Genomic DNA, 20,488 nt, shown 5'->3' with positions numbered 1-20,488 from the left:
TAACCCTTGGTCGCGTCGTAGGCCAGTGTTGCCATACTACAGGACGCAAATTAGCGCCGATTTCAGGATGAGCATTATGCGACAACTCTTATCTGTTTAATGTGTCGACTGAGCCATCGCTATCGGGAGCAAGTCGAATCGTCGCACCGCCCCTCCCACATTCTGATCTGCAAATACATTCAAATGTGGGAGGGGGCTTGCTCCCGAAGAGGCCCTACCCAGCAACACAAAACCCACAGGCATGAAAAAGCCCCGAACCAGTCGGGGCTTTCTCATTCAGCCCAAAGGCTTAGCGCGGGAACGCAGGCGGGTTGACCCCAGCCATGTCTTCCATCACGCGAACCACCTGGCAGCTGTAGCCAAACTCGTTGTCGTACCACACGTACAGCACAACACGGTTGTCCTGGGTGATGGTCGCTTCAGCGTCCACCACACCGGCGTGGCGCGAGCCAACGAAGTCGGTGGAGACCACTTCCTGCGAGTTGACGAAGTCGATTTGCTTGTGCAGATCGGAGTGCAGCGCCATGTAGCGCAGGTACTCGTTCATCTCTTCACGGGTGGCTGCTTTCTCAAGGTTGAGGTTGAGAATGGCCATCGACACGTTCGGCGTCGGTACACGGATCGCGTTACCGGTCAGCTTGCCGGCCAGCTCAGGCAGGGCCTTGGCAGCAGCGGTGGCAGCACCGGTCTCGGTGATCACCATGTTCAACGCGGCGCTACGGCCACGGCGATCGCCCTTGTGGAAGTTGTCGATCAGGTTCTGGTCGTTGGTGTACGAGTGAACGGTTTCAACGTGGCCGTTGACGATGCCGAACTTGTCATTCACAGCTTTGAGCACCGGCACGATGGCGTTGGTGGTGCAGGAAGCGGCGGACACGATCTTGTCGTCAGCGGTGATTTCAGCGTGGTTGATGCCGTGCACGATGTTCTTGAGCTTGCCTTTGCCAGGCGCGGTCAACACGACACGGTCGATACCCGGGCAAGCCAGGTGCTGGCCCAGGCCCTCGGCATCACGCCATACGCCGGTGTTGTCCACCAGCAGGGCGTCCTGGATGCCGTACTGGGTGTAATCCACCTCGGTCGGGTTCTTCGCGTAGATCACCTGGATCAGGTTACCGTTGGCGGTGATGGTGTTGTTTTCTTCGTCAATGGTGATGGTGCCGTTGAACGAGCCGTGTACCGAATCGCGACGCAGCAGGCTGGCGCGTTTGGTCAGGTCGTTTTCGGCGCCTTTGCGCACCACGATGGCACGCAGGCGCAGGCCGTCACCGCCACCGGTTTTCTCGATCAGGATGCGCGCCAGCAGGCGGCCGATACGGCCGAAGCCGTACAGCACCACGTCGGTGCCTTTGCGGGCCGCGGCGTTTTGCTGGCCAACCACATCGGCCATTTCTTCACGCACGAACTGCTCGGCACTGCGGCCGGCGCCTTCCTTGCGGAATTTGTAGGCCAACTTGCCCAGGTCTACCGAGGCCGCGCCGAGCTTGAGCTCGCTCATGGCTTTAAGCAGTGGGAATGTTTCGTGGACGGAGAGTTCGCTGTCGTCGGCGGAGCGATGGCGCGCAAAGCGGTGAGCTTTGAGAATCGCGATGACAGACTGGTTGATCAGGCTGCGGCCATAGATCGAGCTCACCACATTGTTATTGCGGTACAGCTGGCCGATAAGCGGAATCATCGCTTCTGCGAGTGCTTCACGGTCGATCCATTCACCAAGACACTGGTCGGGCTTCTGAGTCACGGGAACCTTCCACATGTAGGGGCAGAAAAAAGGGGCTACATTATGTCGCCCGACTGGCCGTTGAGCAATGCGCTAGGGGCAACAAAAAGCCCTTGCAAAAAAATACCGTCGCGCTACAGCCCAGTAAATACGCGGGTTCCAGAAGGCCACTAGTCCAGCGCCATCGCCGACTTGTCCGTAACCCTCCTAAACATTCGCGCATTTTGGCACTACATATTGAGTCAAAACCGGTCATTGTTTGTCTTAGCCACTACATTTCCTACAAACCGTAATAGGCACAGTCAGCAACTGACAGGCGGCACCTGGGGCCGTTACAATTACCGACTTTGTCGCAACGCTTGGAGCTCAACCTTCCGTGCCCGTTCTGCGTCTACCGCTTCTCCCTGCCGCGGCAGGTAAACAGCACTGGGGCAACCTGCCCGGTGCCGCCCTGAGCCTGGCCATTGCCGAGGCTGCCAGCGCAGCCAAGCGCTTTACCCTGCTGCTCACCGCCGACAGCCAAAGTGCCGAACGGTTGGAGCAGGAGCTGAGCTTCTTCGCCCCGGATTTGCCGGTGCTGCATTTTCCCGACTGGGAAACCCTGCCTTACGACCTGTTCTCGCCGCACCAGGACATCATCTCCCAGCGCATCGCCAGCCTGTACCGCCTGCCGGAACTGGCCCACGGCGTGCTGGTGGTGCCGATCACCACGGCGCTGCACCGCCTGGCGCCGACCAAGTTCCTGCTCGGCAGTAGCCTGGTGCTGGATATCGGCCAGAAGCTCGACGTAGAACAGATGCGCACGCGCCTGGAAGCCAGCGGCTACCGCTGCGTCGACACGGTGTACGAGCACGGTGAGTTCGCAGTGCGCGGCGCCCTGATCGACCTGTTCCCGATGGGCAGCAAGTTGCCGTATCGCATCGACCTGTTCGATGACGAAATCGAGACCTTGCGCACCTTCGATCCGGAAACCCAGCGCTCCATCGACAAGGTCGACTCGATCAAGCTGCTGCCGGCGCGGGAGTTCCCGCTGCAAAAAGACGCGGTCACCCGCTTCAAGGCGCGCTTTCGTGAGCGCTTTGACGTGGATTTCCGTCGCTGCCCAATCTTCCAGGACTTAAGCAGCGGGATTACCCCAGCGGGTATCGAGTACTACCTGCCATTGTTCTTCGACGAAACCTCCACCCTCTTCGACTACCTGCCCCAGGACACCCAGGTGTTCTCGCTGCCAGGCATCGAGCAGGCGGCGGAAAACTTCTGGAACGACGTGCGCAACCGCTATGAAGAGCGCCGCGTCGATCCGTCCCGGCCTTTATTGCCGCCCGCCGAACTGTTCCTGCCGGTAGAAGACTGCTTCGCCCGCTTGAAAAACTGGCCGCGCGTGGTCGCCAGCCAACAAGATGTAGACGCCGGCAGTGGTCGGGAACGCTTCCCCGCGGGAACCCTGCCCGACCTGGCGATCCAGGCCAAGGCCACGCAACCGTTGGAAGCGCTGTCCAACTTCCTCGGTGACTTCCCTGGCCGCGTGCTGTTTACCGCCGAGTCCGCCGGGCGCCGCGAAGTGCTGCTGGAGCTGTTGGAACGCTTGAAACTGCGGCCCAAGACCGTCGACAGCTGGCCGGATTTTGTAAATAGCAAAGAGCGCCTGGCGATCACCATCGCCCCCTTGGACGAAGGCTTGCTGTTGGACGACCCGGCCCTCGCACTGATCGCCGAGAGCCCGCTGTTCGGCCAGCGCGTGATGCAGCGCCGTCGCCGGGAAAAACGCGCAGACGCCAACAACGACGCGGTGATCAAGAACCTCACCGAACTGCGCGAAGGCGCCCCGGTGGTGCACATCGACCACGGCGTCGGCCGCTACCTGGGCCTGCAGACCCTGGAGATCGACAACCAGGCCGCCGAATTCCTCACCATGGAATACGCCGAGGGCGCCAAGCTCTATGTGCCGGTGGCCAGCCTGCACCTGATCGCCCGTTACACCGGTAGCGACGACGCTTTGGCGCCGTTGCATCGCCTGGGCTCCGAGACCTGGCAGAAAGCCAAGCGCAAGGCCGCCGAGCAGGTGCGCGACGTGGCCGCCGAATTGCTCGACATCTATGCCCGCCGCGCCGCCCGCGAAGGCTACGCGTTCGCCGACCCGAAAGCCGACTACGCCACCTTCAGCGCCGGCTTCGCCTTCGAAGAAACCCCAGACCAGCAAACCACCATCGAAGCGGTGCGCGCCGACATGCTCGCGCCCAAGCCGATGGACCGCCTGGTGTGTGGCGACGTGGGCTTCGGCAAAACCGAAGTGGCCATGCGCGCGGCCTTTATTGCGGTGCACGGCGGTCGCCAGGTGGCGATCCTGGTGCCGACCACCCTGCTCGCCCAGCAGCACTACAACAGCTTCCGCGACCGCTTTGCCGACTGGCCGGTGACCGTGGAAGTGATGAGCCGCTTCAAGTCCGCCAAGGAAGTGAATGCCGCCGTTGCCGACCTGGCCGAGGGCAAGATCGATATCGTCATCGGCACCCACAAGCTGCTGTCGGACGATGTGAAGATCAAGAACCTGGGCCTGGTGATCATCGACGAAGAGCACCGCTTTGGCGTGCGCCAGAAAGAACAGCTCAAGGCCCTGCGCAGCGAAGTCGACATCCTTACCCTCACTGCTACGCCGATTCCGCGCACGCTGAACATGGCCGTATCGGGTATGCGCGACCTGTCGATCATCGCTACACCGCCCGCACGCCGCCTGTCAGTGCGCACCTTCGTGATGGAGCAGAACAAAAGCACGGTCAAGGAAGCGCTGCTGCGTGAACTGCTGCGCGGCGGCCAGGTGTATTACCTGCACAACGATGTGAAGACCATCGAGAAATGCGCCGCCGACCTCGCCGAGCTGGTGCCGGAAGCCCGTATCGCCATCGGCCACGGGCAGATGCGCGAGCGCGAACTCGAACAGGTAATGAGCGACTTCTACCACAAGCGCTTCAACGTGCTGATCGCCTCGACCATCATCGAGACCGGCATCGACGTGCCCAGCGCCAACACCATCATCATCGAGCGCGCCGACAAGTTCGGCCTGGCGCAGCTGCACCAACTGCGCGGCCGCGTCGGGCGCAGTCACCACCAGGCCTATGCCTATCTGCTCACGCCGCCGCGCCAGCAGATCACTTCCGATGCGGAAAAACGCCTGGAAGCGATCGCCAATACCCAGGACCTCGGCGCCGGTTTTGTGCTGGCCACCAACGACCTGGAAATCCGTGGCGCCGGCGAGTTGCTCGGCGACGGCCAGAGCGGGCAGATCCAGGCGGTCGGTTTCACGTTATATATGGAGATGCTCGAACGCGCAGTGAAAGCCATCCGCAAGGGCGAGCAACCGAACCTCGATCAACCCCTGGGCGGCGGCCCGGAGATCAACCTGCGCTTGCCGGCATTGATTCCCGAAGACTACCTGCCGGATGTTCATGCGCGGCTGATCCTCTACAAGCGCATCGCCTCGGCCACCGACGAAGAGGGCCTCAAGGACCTGCAAGTGGAGATGATCGACCGCTTCGGCCTGCTGCCCGAACCGACCAAGAACCTGGTGCGCCTGACCCTGCTCAAGTTGCAGGCCGAGCAGTTGGGGATCAAGAAGGTCGACGCCGGGCCGCAAGGTGGGCGTATCGAATTCGAAGCGCAGACGCCGGTCGACCCGTTGGTACTGATCAAGCTGATCCAGGGCCAGCCCAACCGCTACAAGTTCGAAGGGGCTACGCTGTTCAAGTTCATGGTGCCGATGGAACGTGCCGAAGAACGCTTCAATACCCTGGAGGCGCTGTTTGAGCGCCTCATCCCGAAATCCGCTTGAAGGACGTCGCCATGCGCTTGTTCCGCATTCTGAGCCTGTTGTTGGTGGTACTCGCGCCTTCGGCATTTGCCGACAGCCCGTACCAGGTGGAAATGATCCTGGTGCGCCAGAATGCGGAGCCGGTGATCAACAGCCGCGCCGCCCCGGAGAACTGGGACGGCGGCGCCCAGCGCCTGGGCGAGCAGCTGAGCCCGCCGCGCCTGGGCAACATCGTCGAAAAATTGCGCGCTGATTCCAACTACACCGTGCTCGCGCACAAGGCCTGGGAACAGAACCTGGGCGAGCAGCCGGTGAAGATCGCGATCACCGACGGCCAGGAGCAATTCGGCCAGTTTCCTATCGAAGGCGTGCTGAGCCTGCAACTGGGTCGTTTCACCGACATCGATGCTGATTTCTGGATCAACCAGTTCGACGGCAACGGCAGCGTGATCGCCAGTGAACACCTGGCGCAGAAAGACGTACGCACCAAGAACAACCAGCTTAATTACCTGGACGGCGGCCACCTGGCGTTGCTGATCAAGATCACCTCGCTGACCGCCAAGCCGCCCAGCGCACCACCGCCCGACATGCAGGACTGATCCAGCGCCATGCCCCTCACTTCGCCTCTGACCAAACCCCTGGCCCCTTCGTGGGCCAATCGCTTCAAAGAGCAGAGCCTGGAGCGCGGGCGGCGTTACGCACTGGAAAACCGCGTGCGTATCGTCGAGTGCGGTGACAGCACCATTACCGCCAGTTGCGAAGGTTCCGGCGGTAACGTCTATCGGCAAACCATCTCGTTGCGTGAGTCGGCCAAGGGCCTGCTGATCCTGGTGGATAGCCGCTGTACCTGCCCGGTGCACACCAACTGCAAACACATCGCGGCGGTGTTGCTCAAGGTCCAGGAAACCCTGGCCTACCCGGCGGCAACCCAGGATGCGCAACTGCTGGAAAAACTCCAGGCCGTGCTGGATAACCGCGTGGTCCTGCCGCAGGTGGTCATGGAGGATGTGCAGCCCGTGCCACGCCTGTGGCTGGCGAGCGTCGAGTTCAGCGCGTTCGAACCGCGCAACGGCAAGATGCAGCGCTATATCCAGCACCGTGCGGCACTGTCGTTCAACTACCTGGGCAATTACGTCAGTGGGCAAAAGAACGCCGATATCATCGTGCGCCAGGACACCCAAAGCCTGCGAATCAAGCGCCACCCCGAGCTGGAACAAGCCTGTCGCGAACAGCTGCGTCTGCTGGGTTTCAAGATCGCTACGCGCCAAAGCAAGGCCTTGCCTGAAAGCGCCGGCGAGCTGTTCGAGATGGTCAATGACAGCGCCTGGCTGAACTTCACGCTCAACTCATCGCCGACGCTGCGGGCCGAGGGCTGGGAGCTGCAAATCGATGAAGACTTCGGTTTCGACCTGAGCCCGGTGGACGACTGGTACGCCAGCGTCGATGAAGCGCCGGAGCGTGACTGGTTCGACCTGGAGTTGGGCATCATCGTCAATGGCGAACGGTTGAGCCTGCTACCGATATTGCTGAACCTGATGCGCTCCCACACCGAGATCCTCAACCCGGAAAAACTCGCAAGGCGCCGCGATGATGAACTGATCCTGGTGAATATTCCCGGGCTGCCCAACGGCCACGGCCCGCTGCAAGTGGCGCTGCCCTACGGGCGCTTGAAACCGGTACTGGCGACTCTCGGCGAGTTCTACCTGCAGGAAACCGGCACCACGACGTTGCGCCTGGCCAAGGCCGACGCGATCAGGCTCAACCCGCTGGAAGACCTGCCGTTGCAATGGGAGGGTGGCGAGAAGATTCGTAACTTCGCCCAACGCCTGCGAGACATCAAGGACTTCACCTGCGTCGCGCCCCAGGGCCTGAACGCAACCTTGCGCCCCTATCAACTGGAAGGCTTGAGCTGGATGCAGTCACTGCGCCAGCTGGAAGTGGGCGGGATTCTCGCGGACGACATGGGCCTGGGCAAAACCCTGCAAACCCTCGCGCATATTCTCTCCGAGAAAATCGCCGGGCGCCTTGATCGGCCCTGCATGGTCGTGGTGCCCACCAGCCTGATTCCGAACTGGCTCGACGAAGCAGCGCACTTCACCCCGCAACTGCGGGTGCAGGCGCTGTACGGCGCAGGGCGCAAGAAACACTTCGCCAACCTGCACGACTACGACCTGCTGCTGACCACGTATGCCCTGCTGCCCAAGGACATCGACACGCTCGCCGCCCTGCCCTTGCACGTCTTGATCCTGGATGAAGCGCAGTACATCAAGAACCCGTCCAGCAAGGCCGCCCAGGCCGCACGCGAGCTGAATGCCCGCCAGCGCTTGTGCCTGAGCGGCACGCCATTGGAAAACCACTTGGGTGAACTGTGGTCCCTGTTCCACTTCCTGTTGCCGGGTTGGCTGGGCGACGTGAAGAGCTTCAACCGTGATTACCGCGTGCCGATTGAAAAGCGCGCCAGTGACGTGCGCTTGCAGCACCTAAACGGTCGAATCAAACCCTTCCTGCTGCGCCGCACCAAGGAACAGGTGGCGACCGAATTGCCACCCAAGACTGAAATCATCCACTGGGTCGACCTCAACGAGGCCCAGCGCGATGTGTACGAAACCATGCGCCTGGCCATGGATAAAAAGGTCCGCGACGAAATCACCCGCAAGGGCGTGGCACGCAGCCAGATCATCATCCTTGAAGCGCTGCTCAAACTGCGACAAGTGTGCTGCGACCTGCGCCTGGTCAACGACGCCACTCTGCCAGCGCGTGGCAGCAGCTCAGGCAAGCTCGACAGCCTGATGGAAATGCTCGACGAGCTGTTTGCCGAAGGCCGCAGGATTCTGCTGTTTTCGCAGTTCACCTCGATGCTGAGCCTGATCGAGACCGAACTTAAAAAGCGCGGGATTGCCTACGCGTTGCTGACTGGGCAGACCCGCGACCGGCGTACACCGGTGAAGGATTTCCAGAGCGGCAAGTTGCAGATCTTTCTGATCAGCTTGAAGGCCGGTGGCGTGGGTTTGAACCTGACCGAAGCCGACACGGTGATTCACTACGACCCGTGGTGGAACCCGGCCACGGAAAACCAGGCCACCGACCGCGCGTATCGCATCGGGCAGGAAAAACCGGTGTTCGTGTACAAGATGATTGCCCGAGGCACGGTGGAGGAGAAAATCCAGCACTTGCAGAAGGAGAAGTCCGACCTTGCGGCGGGTGTTCTGGATGGCCGGACCACTGGCGATTGGCAGTTGGGTAATGAGGATATCGAGGCGCTCTTCGCACCACTGCCTAATAAGCAAGAGAAGCGCTGACTGTTAGATCGCTATCGCAGGCAAGCCAGCTCCCACACTTGAATGTATTCACACATCAAAATGTGGGAGCTGGCTTGCCTGCGATGGCCGCGCTTCGGTTTTCAGTCGATCAACTGCGCATCACGCAACGCAGTAAGCGCTGTCAGCCAACGCGGGTACTGCTTATAGTCCGTCGACGCAACCGCCTGCCCACGCATACGCGCAATCCGCGCCGACGGCGCGACCTTCATCCGCTGCGCGGCGGTGAGTGCCAGCTCGGCAGCCGCGCGGTCATTGCACACCAGCCCCATATCACAACCCGCCGTCAGCGCCGCCTCGATCCGACTCGCCGCATCACCCACCACGTGGGCGCCCGCCATGGACAGGTCATCACTGAAAATCACCCCATCAAACTGCAACTCGCCGCGCAGGATGTCCTGCAACCAGCGGCGCGAGAAGCCGGCGGGCTGGCTGTCCACCTGCGGGTAGATCACGTGCGCGGGCATCACTGCGGCCAATTGCTTGCTCAAGCGTGCGAAAGGCACCAGGTCATTGGCGCGAATTTGTTCCAGGCTACGCTCGTCATTGGGAATGGCGACGTGGGAATCGGCCTCGGCCCAACCGTGGCCAGGGAAGTGTTTGCCGGTGGCGGCCATGCCGGCGCTGTTCATGCCGCGGATAAAGGCACCGGCCAGTACGGCGGCGCGCTCGGGGTCGCCTTCAAAGGAGCGAGTGCCGACCACAGCGCTGCGTTGGTAATCCAGGTCCAGCACCGGGGCGAAACTCAGGTCGAGACCCACGGCCAGTACTTCGGTGGCCATGATCCAGCCGCACTGTTCTGCCAGGTATTCAGCGTTGGGGTTATCGGCCAGCGCGCGCATGGCCGGCAGGCGCACAAAGCCTTGGCGCAGACGCTGCACGCGGCCACCTTCCTGATCGACCGCCAGCAGCAGGTCCGGGCGCACCGCACGGATCGCCGCACTCAGCTCGCGAACCTGGCGTGGATGCTCGATATTGCGCGCAAAAATAATCAGGCCGCCCACTTCCGGTTGGCGCAACAGGTGACGATCCTCGGCCGTCAGCCAGGTACCGGCAACGTCGACCATCAAAGAACCTTGCAGGGCAGCAGTCATAAACCTTCCTTAAATAACGCACACAACCCGTCGTGCTGACCAGGCACGGTCAGCACGACGGGTTGCGGACAAATAGCTGAAATCGGCATGGCGGCTAGCTTAGCGGATGCAAGCGGCCACGCACACCCAGGGGCGGTCAAACCTTGGCGGCGACCGGTGCAGTTTTGCTGCGTGGGCGCAGTTGGGCGGCGGCCATGGTCGAGTCGGTGACGCCAGTCTCGGCGCGCATACCCGCAGCGAGGAACGGCACCATCAGGCGCATCACCTGTTCGATCGAGGTGTTCACGCCGAAATCGGTCTCGGCTATCGCTCGCAACGCCTTGATCCCGGACATGCTGAACGCCGCAGCGCCGAGCATGAAATGCACGCGCCAGAACAGTTCGATAGGCGGAATACGTGGGGCCGCCTCGTTGACCAGCAACATATAGCGGCGGAATACTTTGCCGTACATGTCTTCCAGGTAACGGCGCAGGTGGCCTTGGCTCTGGCTGAACGCCAGGCCCAGCAGGCGCATGAAGATCGACAGGTCATTACCACTGCGAGGTTGCACGACCAACGCCTGCTCTACAAGAATTTCCAGCAGTTCTTCCAGGCTTGGCTTGTGATCAGCCTTGGCCTGGCGGCGCTCCAACTCACGGTCGAGGCTGGCACAGAATGGCCCCAGGAAGCGGGAAAACACCGCTTGGATCAGGGCTTTTTTCGAGCCGAAATGATAGTTCACGGCAGCGAGGTTGACCCCAGCCTTGCTGGTGATCAGCCGCAATGAGGTTTCAGCAAATCCTTTTTCCGCGAACAATTGCTCGGCAGCATCGAGAATGCGTTCAACGGTTTCCGACTGGGCCATGGCTACTCCGCCTGACAAACACTTGTTTGAAACATACGTTTCAGAGTGTGTCTTGTCAAGCCTGCGGGTTCGCTTTCCGGCCGGGCAGTCACCCCTTTCATCGCTATTTAATCACATCCCTTCCGCCGTGTAGGCAACACCCCATCTACGTTGTAGGAAGGGTGACGCATGACCGTCCAGCGGAGTCGCGCAAAAGGATGATTGCCAAGCGCAGCTCACTGTATATAATCCCAGTCACTGTATAAAAAGACAGAGCGATCAACATGCTAAAACTGACGCCACGCCAAGCCGAGATTCTGGCCTTCATCAAGCGCTGCCTTGATGACAACGGTTACCCGCCTACCCGTGCGGAGATTGCCCTGGAACTGGGGTTCAAGTCCCCGAATGCCGCGGAAGAGCACCTCAAGGCGCTCGCTCGCAAAGGCGCGATCGAGATGACTCCAGGGGCATCACGCGGTATCCGCATCCCTGGCTTTGAAGCCAAGGCCGACGAATCGACACTGCCGATCATCGGCCGCGTCGCTGCCGGTGCGCCGATCCTGGCGCAGCAGCACGTCGAGGAATCCTGCAATATCAACCCGACCTTCTTCCATCCTCGCGCCGACTATCTGTTGCGTGTGCACGGCATGAGCATGAAGGACGTAGGCATCTTCGATGGCGACCTGCTCGCCGTGCATACCACCCGTGAAGCCCGCAATGGCCAGATCGTCGTCGCCCGTATCGGTGATGAGGTCACGGTCAAACGCTTCAAGCGTGAAGGCAGCAAGGTCTGGCTGCTGGCCGAGAACCCTGAGTTCGCCCCGATTGAAGTCAACCTGAAAGATCAGGACCTGGTGATCGAAGGCTTGAGTGTCGGCGTCATTCGCCGCTAAAGGAGGCATCATGCAGCTCGTGCACACCCCACAACACACACAACTGTCGCTGTTCGAGGCCTTTATGGCCCAACCCCTTGCGCCCATCCTCAAGGAAACGGTCGAAGCCCCCTGGGGCGGTGAACCCGAGGCGTTCAGTGAATTGTCGTTGCGCGGTGCAGCCGAAAGCTGCCTGAACCTGCTGGCGCCAATTCTGCGCGAATTGAGCGAAGACCAGGACGCACGCTGGCTGACGCTGATCGCCCCGCCCGCCAGCCTGACCCAGGCCTGGCTGCGGGACGCCGGCCTCAACCGCGAGCGCATCCTGCTGTTGCAGCCACGGGGAGCGCAGAGCGCCCAGCAGTTGACCTGTGAGGCCTTGCGTCTAGGCCGCAGTCATACGGTGGTGAGCTGGTTGAATCCGTTGAATGCGAGCGCCAAGCAGCAACTCATCAGTGCCGCACGTACGGGCGATGCTCAGAGTTTGAATATTCGCTTGGGATAAAACTACAGCTTGGCGTGCAGTGATCGGGCTTGGAAGCCCTTTCAGCACAAGACTTCAGTGAAGTACCCGCGGGCCGTCGTCCTTCTCCGGTTCGCCTTCAGCCAGGCGACCTGCCATCTGCACGCCCACGCTCAACATGGCTTTAGCCACTTCCACGTGCTGGCCCTGCAGGAACACTTTGGCATCTTCGGAAAAATCCAGAATAACCAGAGAACCTTCGTCCTCAGCCCGGCGCAGTTCGATTCGGCCATCAGGCAGTTCAACAATTTCCAGAAAGGACGTTGGCATAAAAGTCTGTTCTCCACGAAAGGCCGAGATTATATCAGTCATCCACCCAGCCTCGCAGAGGAACCGGGCAGGTTTCTTTACGGCTTGATGAATGGTGCCCGGCGAGCGCCTACCTTCAGCACTCGTTCAACCCCTCACGAAAACGCAACGCCATCTTTTTCAGCTCCTGGCGCCAGCCTTCCAACTCTTCGCGCCCCAAGGGCTTGAGCTCATCCTGTTCCAACGCCACGGCAACGATCAGCGGCTGGGTGACATCGCCCTTGGGCACATGGGGAATACGTGGTGGATGGAACATATCCGCATGGGCCTTGAGCAGCCGTGCCACCCAACTGTCAGGGCTCTGGGCCATTTCCACCAGCTCGGCCAACTCAGGGATCGCCATCGAATCGAGCACTTCACGATTCATGATCATTTCTGCCCGGGGGGCACCTGCCTGGGGCAAGCGGTAGAACCCTGCAATTTCATGACACAGCCCCAGCAACGCGCCATAGAGATGGAACAAGGCCGCTTCGCGCCCCGCCTGCACCAGCGCGATGGCATTCATCTCCTTCCCTTCCTCTGCACGGCCAAGGGCGTCCAGGGATAAACCCGCGAAGTAAATTTTCTGATTGGTACGGGTATAGAGTTCGTTGGCCATGACGGCAATCTCCACAACGAATAGGCGTGATGCTGGCTGAACAGTGTCACGGATCAGCCGAATGTACTGCAAGTGCAAATGTGGGGGGGGGGGCTTGCTCCCGATGGCGGTGGGTCAGTTACAGATGTATCAACTGACACTCCCTCATCGGGCATAGGTATCTACACAACTCTGACGTAGCAACCATCAGTAACCACGATGCGAAGCGAGCCGCTCTTGATCTTGATCTGCTTTTGATCTTGATCTTAGGCGCCCCGTTAAACCACGCTGGCCGGAATTCGACAGGGATTTGGGGGGGTAAACCGGCAGGGATGCCGGTTTAGCCGCCCCGCGCCATGGATGGCGCGTGGCGGCGGCCCCCCAAATCACTGGCGGATTACGGGCACACCGAGCCACAGCGAGGTGCAGAGTGGTGGGGCGAAGGCCTTTTGCTTACTTTTGGGCGTCTCCAAAAGTGAGTCGCTGTAAGAGCGAAACCATAAGCGGCCGTTACCGCAGCAACGGATATGTACTCGGTCTGATCCAACATCCTGGTCGGCTGTCAGGCCGCCTTCGCAGGCAAGCCAGCTCCCACATTTGGATCGCGTCGCATCATTTAGATAGTCGGTGGCTGTCAGGCCGCCACGGGAGCAAGCTCCCTCGCCACAGGTTCAGGGCCATGCCAAAGTTGTGTAGATACCCATGCTCATCGGGGGCAAGCCCCCTCCCACATTTGGATCTTCAGCGCATCCGATGGATCAAGCGCCCTGGCGCTTGTCCTCGACCTTCCACTTGCCGCCGTCGTAGAACGCTTTCCAGCCGGTAGGCTTGCCGTCCACTTCGGTCTGCACGTACTGCTCCTTGGTCTTGCGGCTGTAGCGGATTACGGCTGGGCGACCATCCGGGTCCTTCTTCGGCGCTTCACACAGGAAGTGGTACTTCGGATCGATCTCGTCCTTGTGCGGTACGATTTCCATCACGAGCGGCGCACGGGTCTCGCGGTTTTTCGGGAACTGGCTGGCAGCCAGGAACAGCCCCGAAGCACCGTCACGCAGGATGTAGGTGTCGTTGACCTTTTCGCACTTGAGCTCCGGCATCTTCACCGGATCCATCTTCGGCGGCGCCGCATCACCGCTTTTGAGCAGTTTGCGCGTGTTCTTGCAGGTCGGATTGGTGCAGCCGAAGAACTTGCCGAAACGGCCGGTCTTGAGCTGCATCTCGCTGCCGCACTTATCGCATTCCAGGCTCGGACCTTCATAGCCTTTGATGCGGTAGGTGCCCTCTTCGATCTCGTAGCCATTGCAATCGGGGTTGTTACCGCAGATGTGCAACTTGTGCTTCTCGTCCAGCAGGTAGGCGTCCATCGCCGTGCTGCAGATCGGGCAGCGGTGCTTGCCACGCAGCACCAGCGACTCGGATTCACCCTCGTCATCAGCCGCGATTTCATCACCCGGCACCAGGTTGACGGTCGCCTTGCAGCGCTCTTTGGGCGGCAGGCTGTAGCCCGAGCAACCGAGGAATACGCCCGTGGAGGCGGTACGAATCTGCATTGGTCGACCGCAGGTGGTGCACGGAATATCCGTCATTACCGGCTGGTTGGCGCGCATACCGCTCTCAGGGTTCTCGGCCACTTCGAGTTTTTTCTTGAAGTCGCCGTAGAACTCATCCAGCACGTTTTTCCAGTCGCGCTCGCCCTGGGCCACGTCATCGAGGTTCTCTTCCATACCGGCGGTGAAGCCGTAGTCCATCAGGTTGGAGAAGCTCTCGGACAGACGCTCGGTAACGATATCGCCCATCTTTTCCGAATAGAAACGACGGTTGTGCAGCGCGACGTAGCCACGATCCTGGATGGTAGAGATGATCGCTGCATAGGTCGACGGGCGACCGATACCGCGTTTCTCCATCTCTTTCACCAGGCTGGCTTCCGAATAGCGCGCCGGCGGCTTGGTGAAATGCTGGGACGGGTCGAGCTTGATCAGCTTCAACGTATCGCCCTGGGCCATGTCCGGCAGCACGTCGTCATCGCCTGGCTTGGCGATTTGCGGCATGACGCGGGTGTAGCCGTCGAACTTGAGGATACGGCCCTTGGCGCGCAGCTCGAAGTCGCCAGCGCCCACACTGACAGTGGTAGACAGGTATTGCGCCGGCAGCATCTGGCAGGCCAGGAACTGGCGCCAGATCAGCTCGTAGAGGCGCTCAGCGTCACGCTCCATGCCGCTCAGCTTGGCGGGCGTGGTGTTGGCGTCGGAAGGACGAATCGCTTCGTGAGCCTCTTGTGCGCCTTCCTTGCTGCTGTAGACGTTCGGCTTCTCCGGCAGATAGGTCTTGCCGAATTCGCTTTCAATATACGTGCGCGCCATCGCCACCGCGTCTTGCGACAGGTTGGTGGAGTCGGTACGCATGTAGGTGATGTAACCGGCTTCATACAGACGCTGGGCCATCATCATGGTCTTCTTCACCCCGAAGCCCAGGCGGTTGCTCGCGGCCTGTTGCAGGGTAGAAGTGATAAACGGCGCCGACGGCTTGCTGCTGGTCGGTTTGTCTTCACGCTTGACGATGCTGTAGCTGGAAGCCTTGAGCTTTTCCAGCGCGGCCATGGCCTGGGCTTCGTTCAGCGGCTTGAAGGCCTCGCCTTTCTCGCGGGCCACTTCGAAGCGCACGTTGGCGCCCTTGGCAGTGCCCAGGTCCGCGTGGACTTCCCAATATTCTTCGGGGTTGAACGCACGAATCTCACGCTCACGCTCCACCACCAGCTTCACCGCAACCGATTGCACACGGCCGGCGGACAAACCACGGGCAATTTTCGCCCACAGCAGTGGCGAGACCATGTAGCCCACGACGCGGTCGAGGAAGCGACGGGCCTGCTGGGCGTTGACGCGGTCAATGTCCAGCTCGCCCGGCTTGGAGAAGGCTTCCTGGATGGCTTTCTTGGTGATTTCGTTGAACACCACACGCTTGTAGCGGCTGTCATCACCGCCGATGGCTTCGCGCAGGTGCCAGGCAATGGCTTCCCCTTCGCGGTCCAAGTCCGTCGCGAGATAGATGGTGTCAGCATCCTTGGCGAGCCGGCGCAGCTCTTCGATGACCTTTTCCTTGCCCGGAAGAATTTCGTACTTGGCCTTCCAGCCATGGTCCGGGTCCACACCCATGCGCGAGACCAGCTGCTTGCGCGCTTTCTCTTTAGGGCTGAGCACCGGACCTTCGCCTGCGGCCGCCTTGCCGCGCTTGGCGGCAGGCTCCTTGCTGGCGCTAGCCGAACCGCTGGTGGGCAGGTCTCGGATATGGCCGATACTCGACTTCACCACGTACTCGTTGCCCAAGTACTTGTTGATGGTCTTGGCCTTAGCCGGGGATTCCACAATGACCAGCGATTTGCCCATGGATCGGAAAGTTCCTGAATTCGAGAAGTGAAAGGCAGTTGGCGCCTGTCGCGGCAACGCTATATATAGTGGCAACAAGGTGAGGTCAAGCGCAGCATTCTGCGCGACCTGCCGTTATTGCCCTTTAAAAAGACTGGGTTCGGCCTGGACCAAAGCAAAGCGCGGGACCTGCTCGCCGTCAACTTCAACGGTCTCCAGGAACATGCTCAAGGGACGCACCCAAAAGCCGTATTCGCCATACAGTGCTTGGTAAAACACCACTTCTTCTTCGGTTTCCGAGTGCCGTGCCACGCTGAAAACGCGGTACTGCGGCCCCTTGTAATGTTGGTAGAGCCCTGGTTCGACTTTCATGCTCTGGCCCTCGTACAAAATTTGTTGAAAAAAAATATTAAAAAGTTCCAAAAAACAAAAACCGGGGCACTGGGCCCCGGCTTCCGTCAACCGAACGTTTAGACGCGTTCGAAGACGGTGGAGATGCCTTGGCCGAGACCAATGCACATGGTTGCAACCCCAAGGTTGCCGCCATTTTGCTTCATCACGTTAAGCAAAGTGCCGGAGATACGTGCACCGGAGCAACCGAATGGGTGGCCCAGGGCAATCGCACCGCCGTGCAGGTTAACCTTCTCGTTCATCTTGTCGAGTACTTTCAAATCTTTCAGCACTGGCAGGGCCTGTGCGGCGAAAGCTTCGTTGAGCTCGAAGAAGTCGATATCGGAGATGGAAAGGCCTGCGCGCTTCAAGGCTTTTTGTGTGGCCGGTACTGGACCATAGCCCATGATCGCCGGGTCCACACCTGCTACCGCCATCGAACGGATCACGGCCAACGGCTGGATACCCAGGTCCTGGGCACGCTGCGCCGACATCACGATCATGCACGAAGCACCGTCGGTGATCTGCGACGACGTACCGGCTGTCACGGTGCCGCCCTTTGGATTGAACGCAGGCTTCAACGCCGCGAGGCTTTCCAGGGTGGTGTCCGGACGAATGGTTTCGTCGTAGTCGAACAGTTTCAGGAAACCGTTCTCGTCATAGCCGTTCATCGGGATGATCTCATCCTTGAACTTGCCTTCCACGGTCGCCTTGTGGGCGAGTTGGTGGGAACGCAGGCCGAACGCGTCCTGGGCTTCGCGAGTGATGCCGTGCATCTTGCCAAGCATTTCCGCGGTCAGGCCCATCATGCCCGAGGCCTTCGCCGCGTACAGCGACATGTGCGGGTTGGGATCGACGCCGTGCATCATGCTGACGTGGCCCATATGTTCCACGCCGCCGACCACGAATACATCACCGTTGCCGGTCATGATCGCTTGTGCAGCGGTGTGCAGCGCGCTCATCGACGAGCCGCACAGGCGGCTGACGGTCTGGCCGGCTGCGGTGTGCGGGATCTGAGTCATCAACGACGCCATGCGCGCGATGTTCCAGCCCTGCTCCAGGGTCTGGTTGACGCAGCCCCAGATCACGTCTTCGACTTCGTTCGGGTCAACCTTGACGTTACGTTCCAGCAGCTTGCTGATCAGGTGCGCCGACATATCTTCAGCGCGGGTGTTGCGGTGCATGCCGCCCTTGGAGCGGCCCATCGGAGTACGACCGAAGTCGACAATCACGACGTCTCTTGGATTCAAGCTCATAAATATTCTCGCTCTAGTCGATTGGGCGCTTAACCGAAGAAGCTCTGGCCATTCTTGGCCATTTCACGCAGCTTCGCGGTCGGGTGGTACAGCGGGCCCAAATCAGCGTATTTGTCAGCCAGGGCAACGAACTCGGCCACACCGATCGAGTCGATGTAGCGCAGTGCACCACCACGGAATGGAGGGAAACCAATACCGTACACCAGGCCCATATCGGCTTCGGCGGCGGTTTCGACGATGCCGTCTTCCAGGCAACGCACGGTTTCCAGGCACAGGGCGATCATCATCCAGTTGATGATGTCCTCGTCCGACACCTCACGCTGTTCGTAGATGACCGGAGCGAGCACTTCGTGCACCGACGGGTCGGCGACTTTCTTCTGCTTGCCCTTCTTGTCGGCCTCGTAGGCGTAGAAGCCCTTGCCGTTCTTCTGGCCCAGGCGCTTGGCCTCGTACAGCGCGTCGATCGCCGAGCGGCGGTCGTCTTTCATGCGGTCCGGGAAGCCCTCAGCCATCACGTCGCGGCCGTGGTGGCCGGTGTCGATGCCGACCACGTCCATCAGGTACGCCGGGCCCATGGGCCAGCCGAATTTCTCCATGACCTTGTCGATGCGCACGAAGTCCACACCGGCACTGACCAACTTGGCGAAACCGCCGAAGTAGGGGAACAGCACGCGGTTGACCAAAAAGCCCGGGCAGTCGTTGACCACGATCGGGTTCTTGCCCATTTTCTTGGCGTAGGCAACGGTGGTGGCAACAGCCAGCTCGCTGGACTTCTCGCCACGGATCACTTCCACCAGCGGCATCATGTGCACCGGGTTGAAGAAGTGCATGCCGACGAAGTTTTCCGGACGCTTGAGGGCCTTGGCCAGCAGCGAAATGGAAATGGTCGAGGTGTTGGAGGCCAGGATAGTGTCGTCTTTGACCTGAGCTTCCACTTCAGCCAATACCGCCTGCTTGACCTTCGGGTTCTCGACAACCGCTTCGACCACCAGATCGACGTGGCCGAAATCGCCGTAGGACAGCGTAGGACGAATGCCGTTAAGCACTTCGGCCATTTTTGCAGCGGTCATACGACCTTTATCCACGCGGCCCACCAGCAGCTTGGCGGCTTCGGCCAGACCCTGTTCGATACCGTGCTCGTTGATGTCTTTCATCAGGATCGGCGTGCCTTTGGACGCCGACTGATAGGCGATACCGCCGCCCATGATACCGGCGCCGAGTACGGCAGCCTGCTTCACGTCCTTGGCAATTTCGTCGTAGGCCTTGGCCTTTTTCTTCAGTTCCTGATCGTTCAGGAACAGGCCGATCAGGCTCTGGGCCGCCGAGGTTTTCGCCAGTTTGACGAAGCCAGCCGCTTCCACTTCCAGGGCTTTGTCGCGACCGAAGTTCGCGGCCTTCTGGATGGTCTTGATCGCTTCAACCGGGGCCGGGTAGTTCGGGCCGGCCTGGCCTGCCACGAAACCTTTGGCGGTTTCGAAAGACATCATCTGTTCGATAGCGTTGAGCTTGAGTTTTTCCAGCTTCGGCTGACGCTTGGCCTTGTAGTCAAATTCGCCGCTGATGGCGCCCTTGATCAGGTTCAGCGCGGCTTCGGCCAGTTTGTCCGGAGCCACCACTGCGTCGACGGCACCGACTTTCAGTGCGTCCTCGGCCTTGTTTTCCTTACCGGCGGCGATCCATTCGATCGCATTGTCGGCACCGATCAGGCGCGGCAGGCGCACGGTACCGCCGAAGCCCGGGTAGATGCCCAGTTTGACTTCCGGCAGGCCGATCTTGGCGGTCGCGGACATGACGCGGAAATCCGCTGCCAGGCACATTTCCAGGCCGCCACCCAACGCAATGCCATTGATCGCGGCAACGGTCGGCACGTTGAGGTCTTCGAAATCGCTGAAGATCTTGTTGGCTTCGAGGTTGCCAGCCACCAGCTCGGCATCGGGCAGCTTGAAGTTGTCGACGAATTCGGTGATGTCAGCGCCGACGATAAACACGTCCTTGCCGCTGGAGACGATCACGCCCTTGACCGAAGCATCTGCTTTGATGGTGTCTACGGCCTGACGCAGTTCGTTCAGGGTTAGACGGTTGAACTTGTTGACGGACTCACCCTTGAGGTCGAATTTGAGTTCGACGATGCCACTTTCAAGAGCCTTAACCGTGATGGCTTTACCTTCGTAAATCATCAACTGATCTCCACGATATGGAAGCTGAACAGTACACACCGGACGCTGGCCTCTGGTTTGACGTTGACAGTCGCATCAATGCTCAAACCCATCCGCCAGGCACACCCGCCAGTGCGATAGTCGGGGTTATGTATGAGCTGCCTGTAGGACAAACGCTCAATTCATACGCCCGTTTGATTTGGGTACGCCACCTTCATCCAATTCCGGGCAATTGTCAATCGCTCCAAAGGCTCGGTAAAACGCGACTTTCCAGTCATTTCAGAACCCGG

The 20,488-nt window shown here is 60.2% G+C and carries 14 protein-coding genes; 5 read left to right on the top strand and 9 right to left on the bottom strand.

Features of this window, described 5'->3' with window-relative positions; all coding sequences use genetic code 11:
• Positions 1-289: 289 nt before the first annotated feature.
• A complete protein-coding gene (locus tag PSEBG33_RS18810; RefSeq protein WP_032803369.1) occupies positions 290-1,753 on the bottom strand; it encodes a glyceraldehyde-3-phosphate dehydrogenase in 1,464 nt (487 codons plus the stop codon).
• A 340-nt stretch (positions 1,754-2,093) separates the two neighbouring features.
• Between PSEBG33_RS18810 and mfd the strand changes: the two genes are divergently transcribed.
• From mfd to PSEBG33_RS18825, 3 genes are read left to right on the top strand one after another with little or no spacing between them, the layout of a single operon-like run.
• On the top strand, positions 2,094-5,543 hold the full coding sequence (gene mfd / locus PSEBG33_RS18815) for a transcription-repair coupling factor (RefSeq protein ID WP_005786178.1): 3,450 nt from the start codon (positions 2,094-2,096) through the stop codon (positions 5,541-5,543).
• 11 nt (positions 5,544-5,554) lie between these two features.
• The gene (locus PSEBG33_RS18820) at positions 5,555-6,121 is read left to right on the top strand and encodes a CsiV family protein (protein WP_005786177.1); all 567 of its coding nucleotides are present in this window, start codon (positions 5,555-5,557) and stop codon (positions 6,119-6,121) included.
• A gap of 9 nt (positions 6,122-6,130) precedes the next feature.
• Positions 6,131-8,821, top strand: coding sequence for a DEAD/DEAH box helicase (locus PSEBG33_RS18825; protein ID WP_005786174.1), 2,691 nt, complete (start codon positions 6,131-6,133; stop codon positions 8,819-8,821).
• A 101-nt stretch (positions 8,822-8,922) separates the two neighbouring features.
• On the opposite strand, the gene nagZ is transcribed toward PSEBG33_RS18825, so the two are convergent.
• Positions 8,923-9,933, bottom strand: a complete 1,011-nt coding sequence (gene nagZ / locus PSEBG33_RS18830; RefSeq protein WP_005786173.1) for a beta-N-acetylhexosaminidase — start codon at positions 9,931-9,933, stop codon at positions 8,923-8,925.
• 136 nt (positions 9,934-10,069) lie between these two features.
• Complete coding sequence (locus tag PSEBG33_RS18835; protein ID WP_005786171.1) at positions 10,070-10,777, bottom strand: TetR/AcrR family transcriptional regulator; 708 nt, start codon at positions 10,775-10,777, stop codon at positions 10,070-10,072.
• A gap of 263 nt (positions 10,778-11,040) precedes the next feature.
• Here PSEBG33_RS18835 and lexA point away from each other — a divergent pair, with 263 nt between their 5' ends.
• Complete coding sequence (gene lexA / locus PSEBG33_RS18840) at positions 11,041-11,649, top strand: transcriptional repressor LexA (protein WP_003172575.1); 609 nt, start codon at positions 11,041-11,043, stop codon at positions 11,647-11,649.
• A gap of 10 nt (positions 11,650-11,659) precedes the next feature.
• Positions 11,660-12,133, top strand: a complete 474-nt coding sequence (gene sulA, locus PSEBG33_RS18845) for an SOS-induced cell division inhibitor SulA (RefSeq protein ID WP_005786162.1) — start codon at positions 11,660-11,662, stop codon at positions 12,131-12,133.
• Positions 12,134-12,187: 54 nt separating this feature from the next.
• On the opposite strand, the gene PSEBG33_RS18850 is transcribed toward sulA, so the two are convergent.
• From PSEBG33_RS18850 to fadB, 6 genes are all read right to left on the bottom strand, one after another.
• Positions 12,188-12,421: a hypothetical protein gene (locus tag PSEBG33_RS18850; protein WP_005786160.1), complete on the bottom strand. Its 234-nt coding sequence runs from the start codon at positions 12,419-12,421 to the stop codon at positions 12,188-12,190.
• Positions 12,422-12,536: 115 nt separating this feature from the next.
• Positions 12,537-13,058: a DUF6586 family protein gene (locus PSEBG33_RS18855; protein WP_005786158.1), complete on the bottom strand. Its 522-nt coding sequence runs from the start codon at positions 13,056-13,058 to the stop codon at positions 12,537-12,539.
• 737 nt (positions 13,059-13,795) lie between these two features.
• Positions 13,796-16,417 carry a type I DNA topoisomerase gene (gene topA / locus PSEBG33_RS18860; protein ID WP_005786156.1) on the bottom strand — a complete coding sequence of 874 codons (2,622 nt, stop codon included), beginning with the start codon at positions 16,415-16,417 and terminating at the stop codon, positions 13,796-13,798.
• A gap of 114 nt (positions 16,418-16,531) precedes the next feature.
• The gene (locus PSEBG33_RS18865) at positions 16,532-16,768 is read right to left on the bottom strand and encodes a DUF1653 domain-containing protein (protein ID WP_032803813.1); all 237 of its coding nucleotides are present in this window, start codon (positions 16,766-16,768) and stop codon (positions 16,532-16,534) included.
• A gap of 98 nt (positions 16,769-16,866) precedes the next feature.
• Positions 16,867-18,042, bottom strand: coding sequence for an acetyl-CoA C-acyltransferase FadA (fadA, locus tag PSEBG33_RS18870; protein WP_005786153.1), 1,176 nt, complete (start codon positions 18,040-18,042; stop codon positions 16,867-16,869).
• Positions 18,043-18,071: 29 nt separating this feature from the next.
• Positions 18,072-20,219 (bottom strand): fatty acid oxidation complex subunit alpha FadB, encoded by a 2,148-nt coding sequence (fadB, locus tag PSEBG33_RS18875; RefSeq protein WP_005786151.1) that lies wholly within the window; start codon positions 20,217-20,219, stop codon positions 18,072-18,074.
• Positions 20,220-20,488 lie beyond the last annotated feature (269 nt).

The sequence above is a fragment of the Pseudomonas synxantha BG33R genome (assembly GCF_000263715.2).
Lineage (GTDB): Bacteria > Pseudomonadota > Gammaproteobacteria > Pseudomonadales > Pseudomonadaceae > Aquipseudomonas > Aquipseudomonas synxantha_A.
This window is presented reverse-complemented; position numbering and strand designations above follow the sequence as displayed.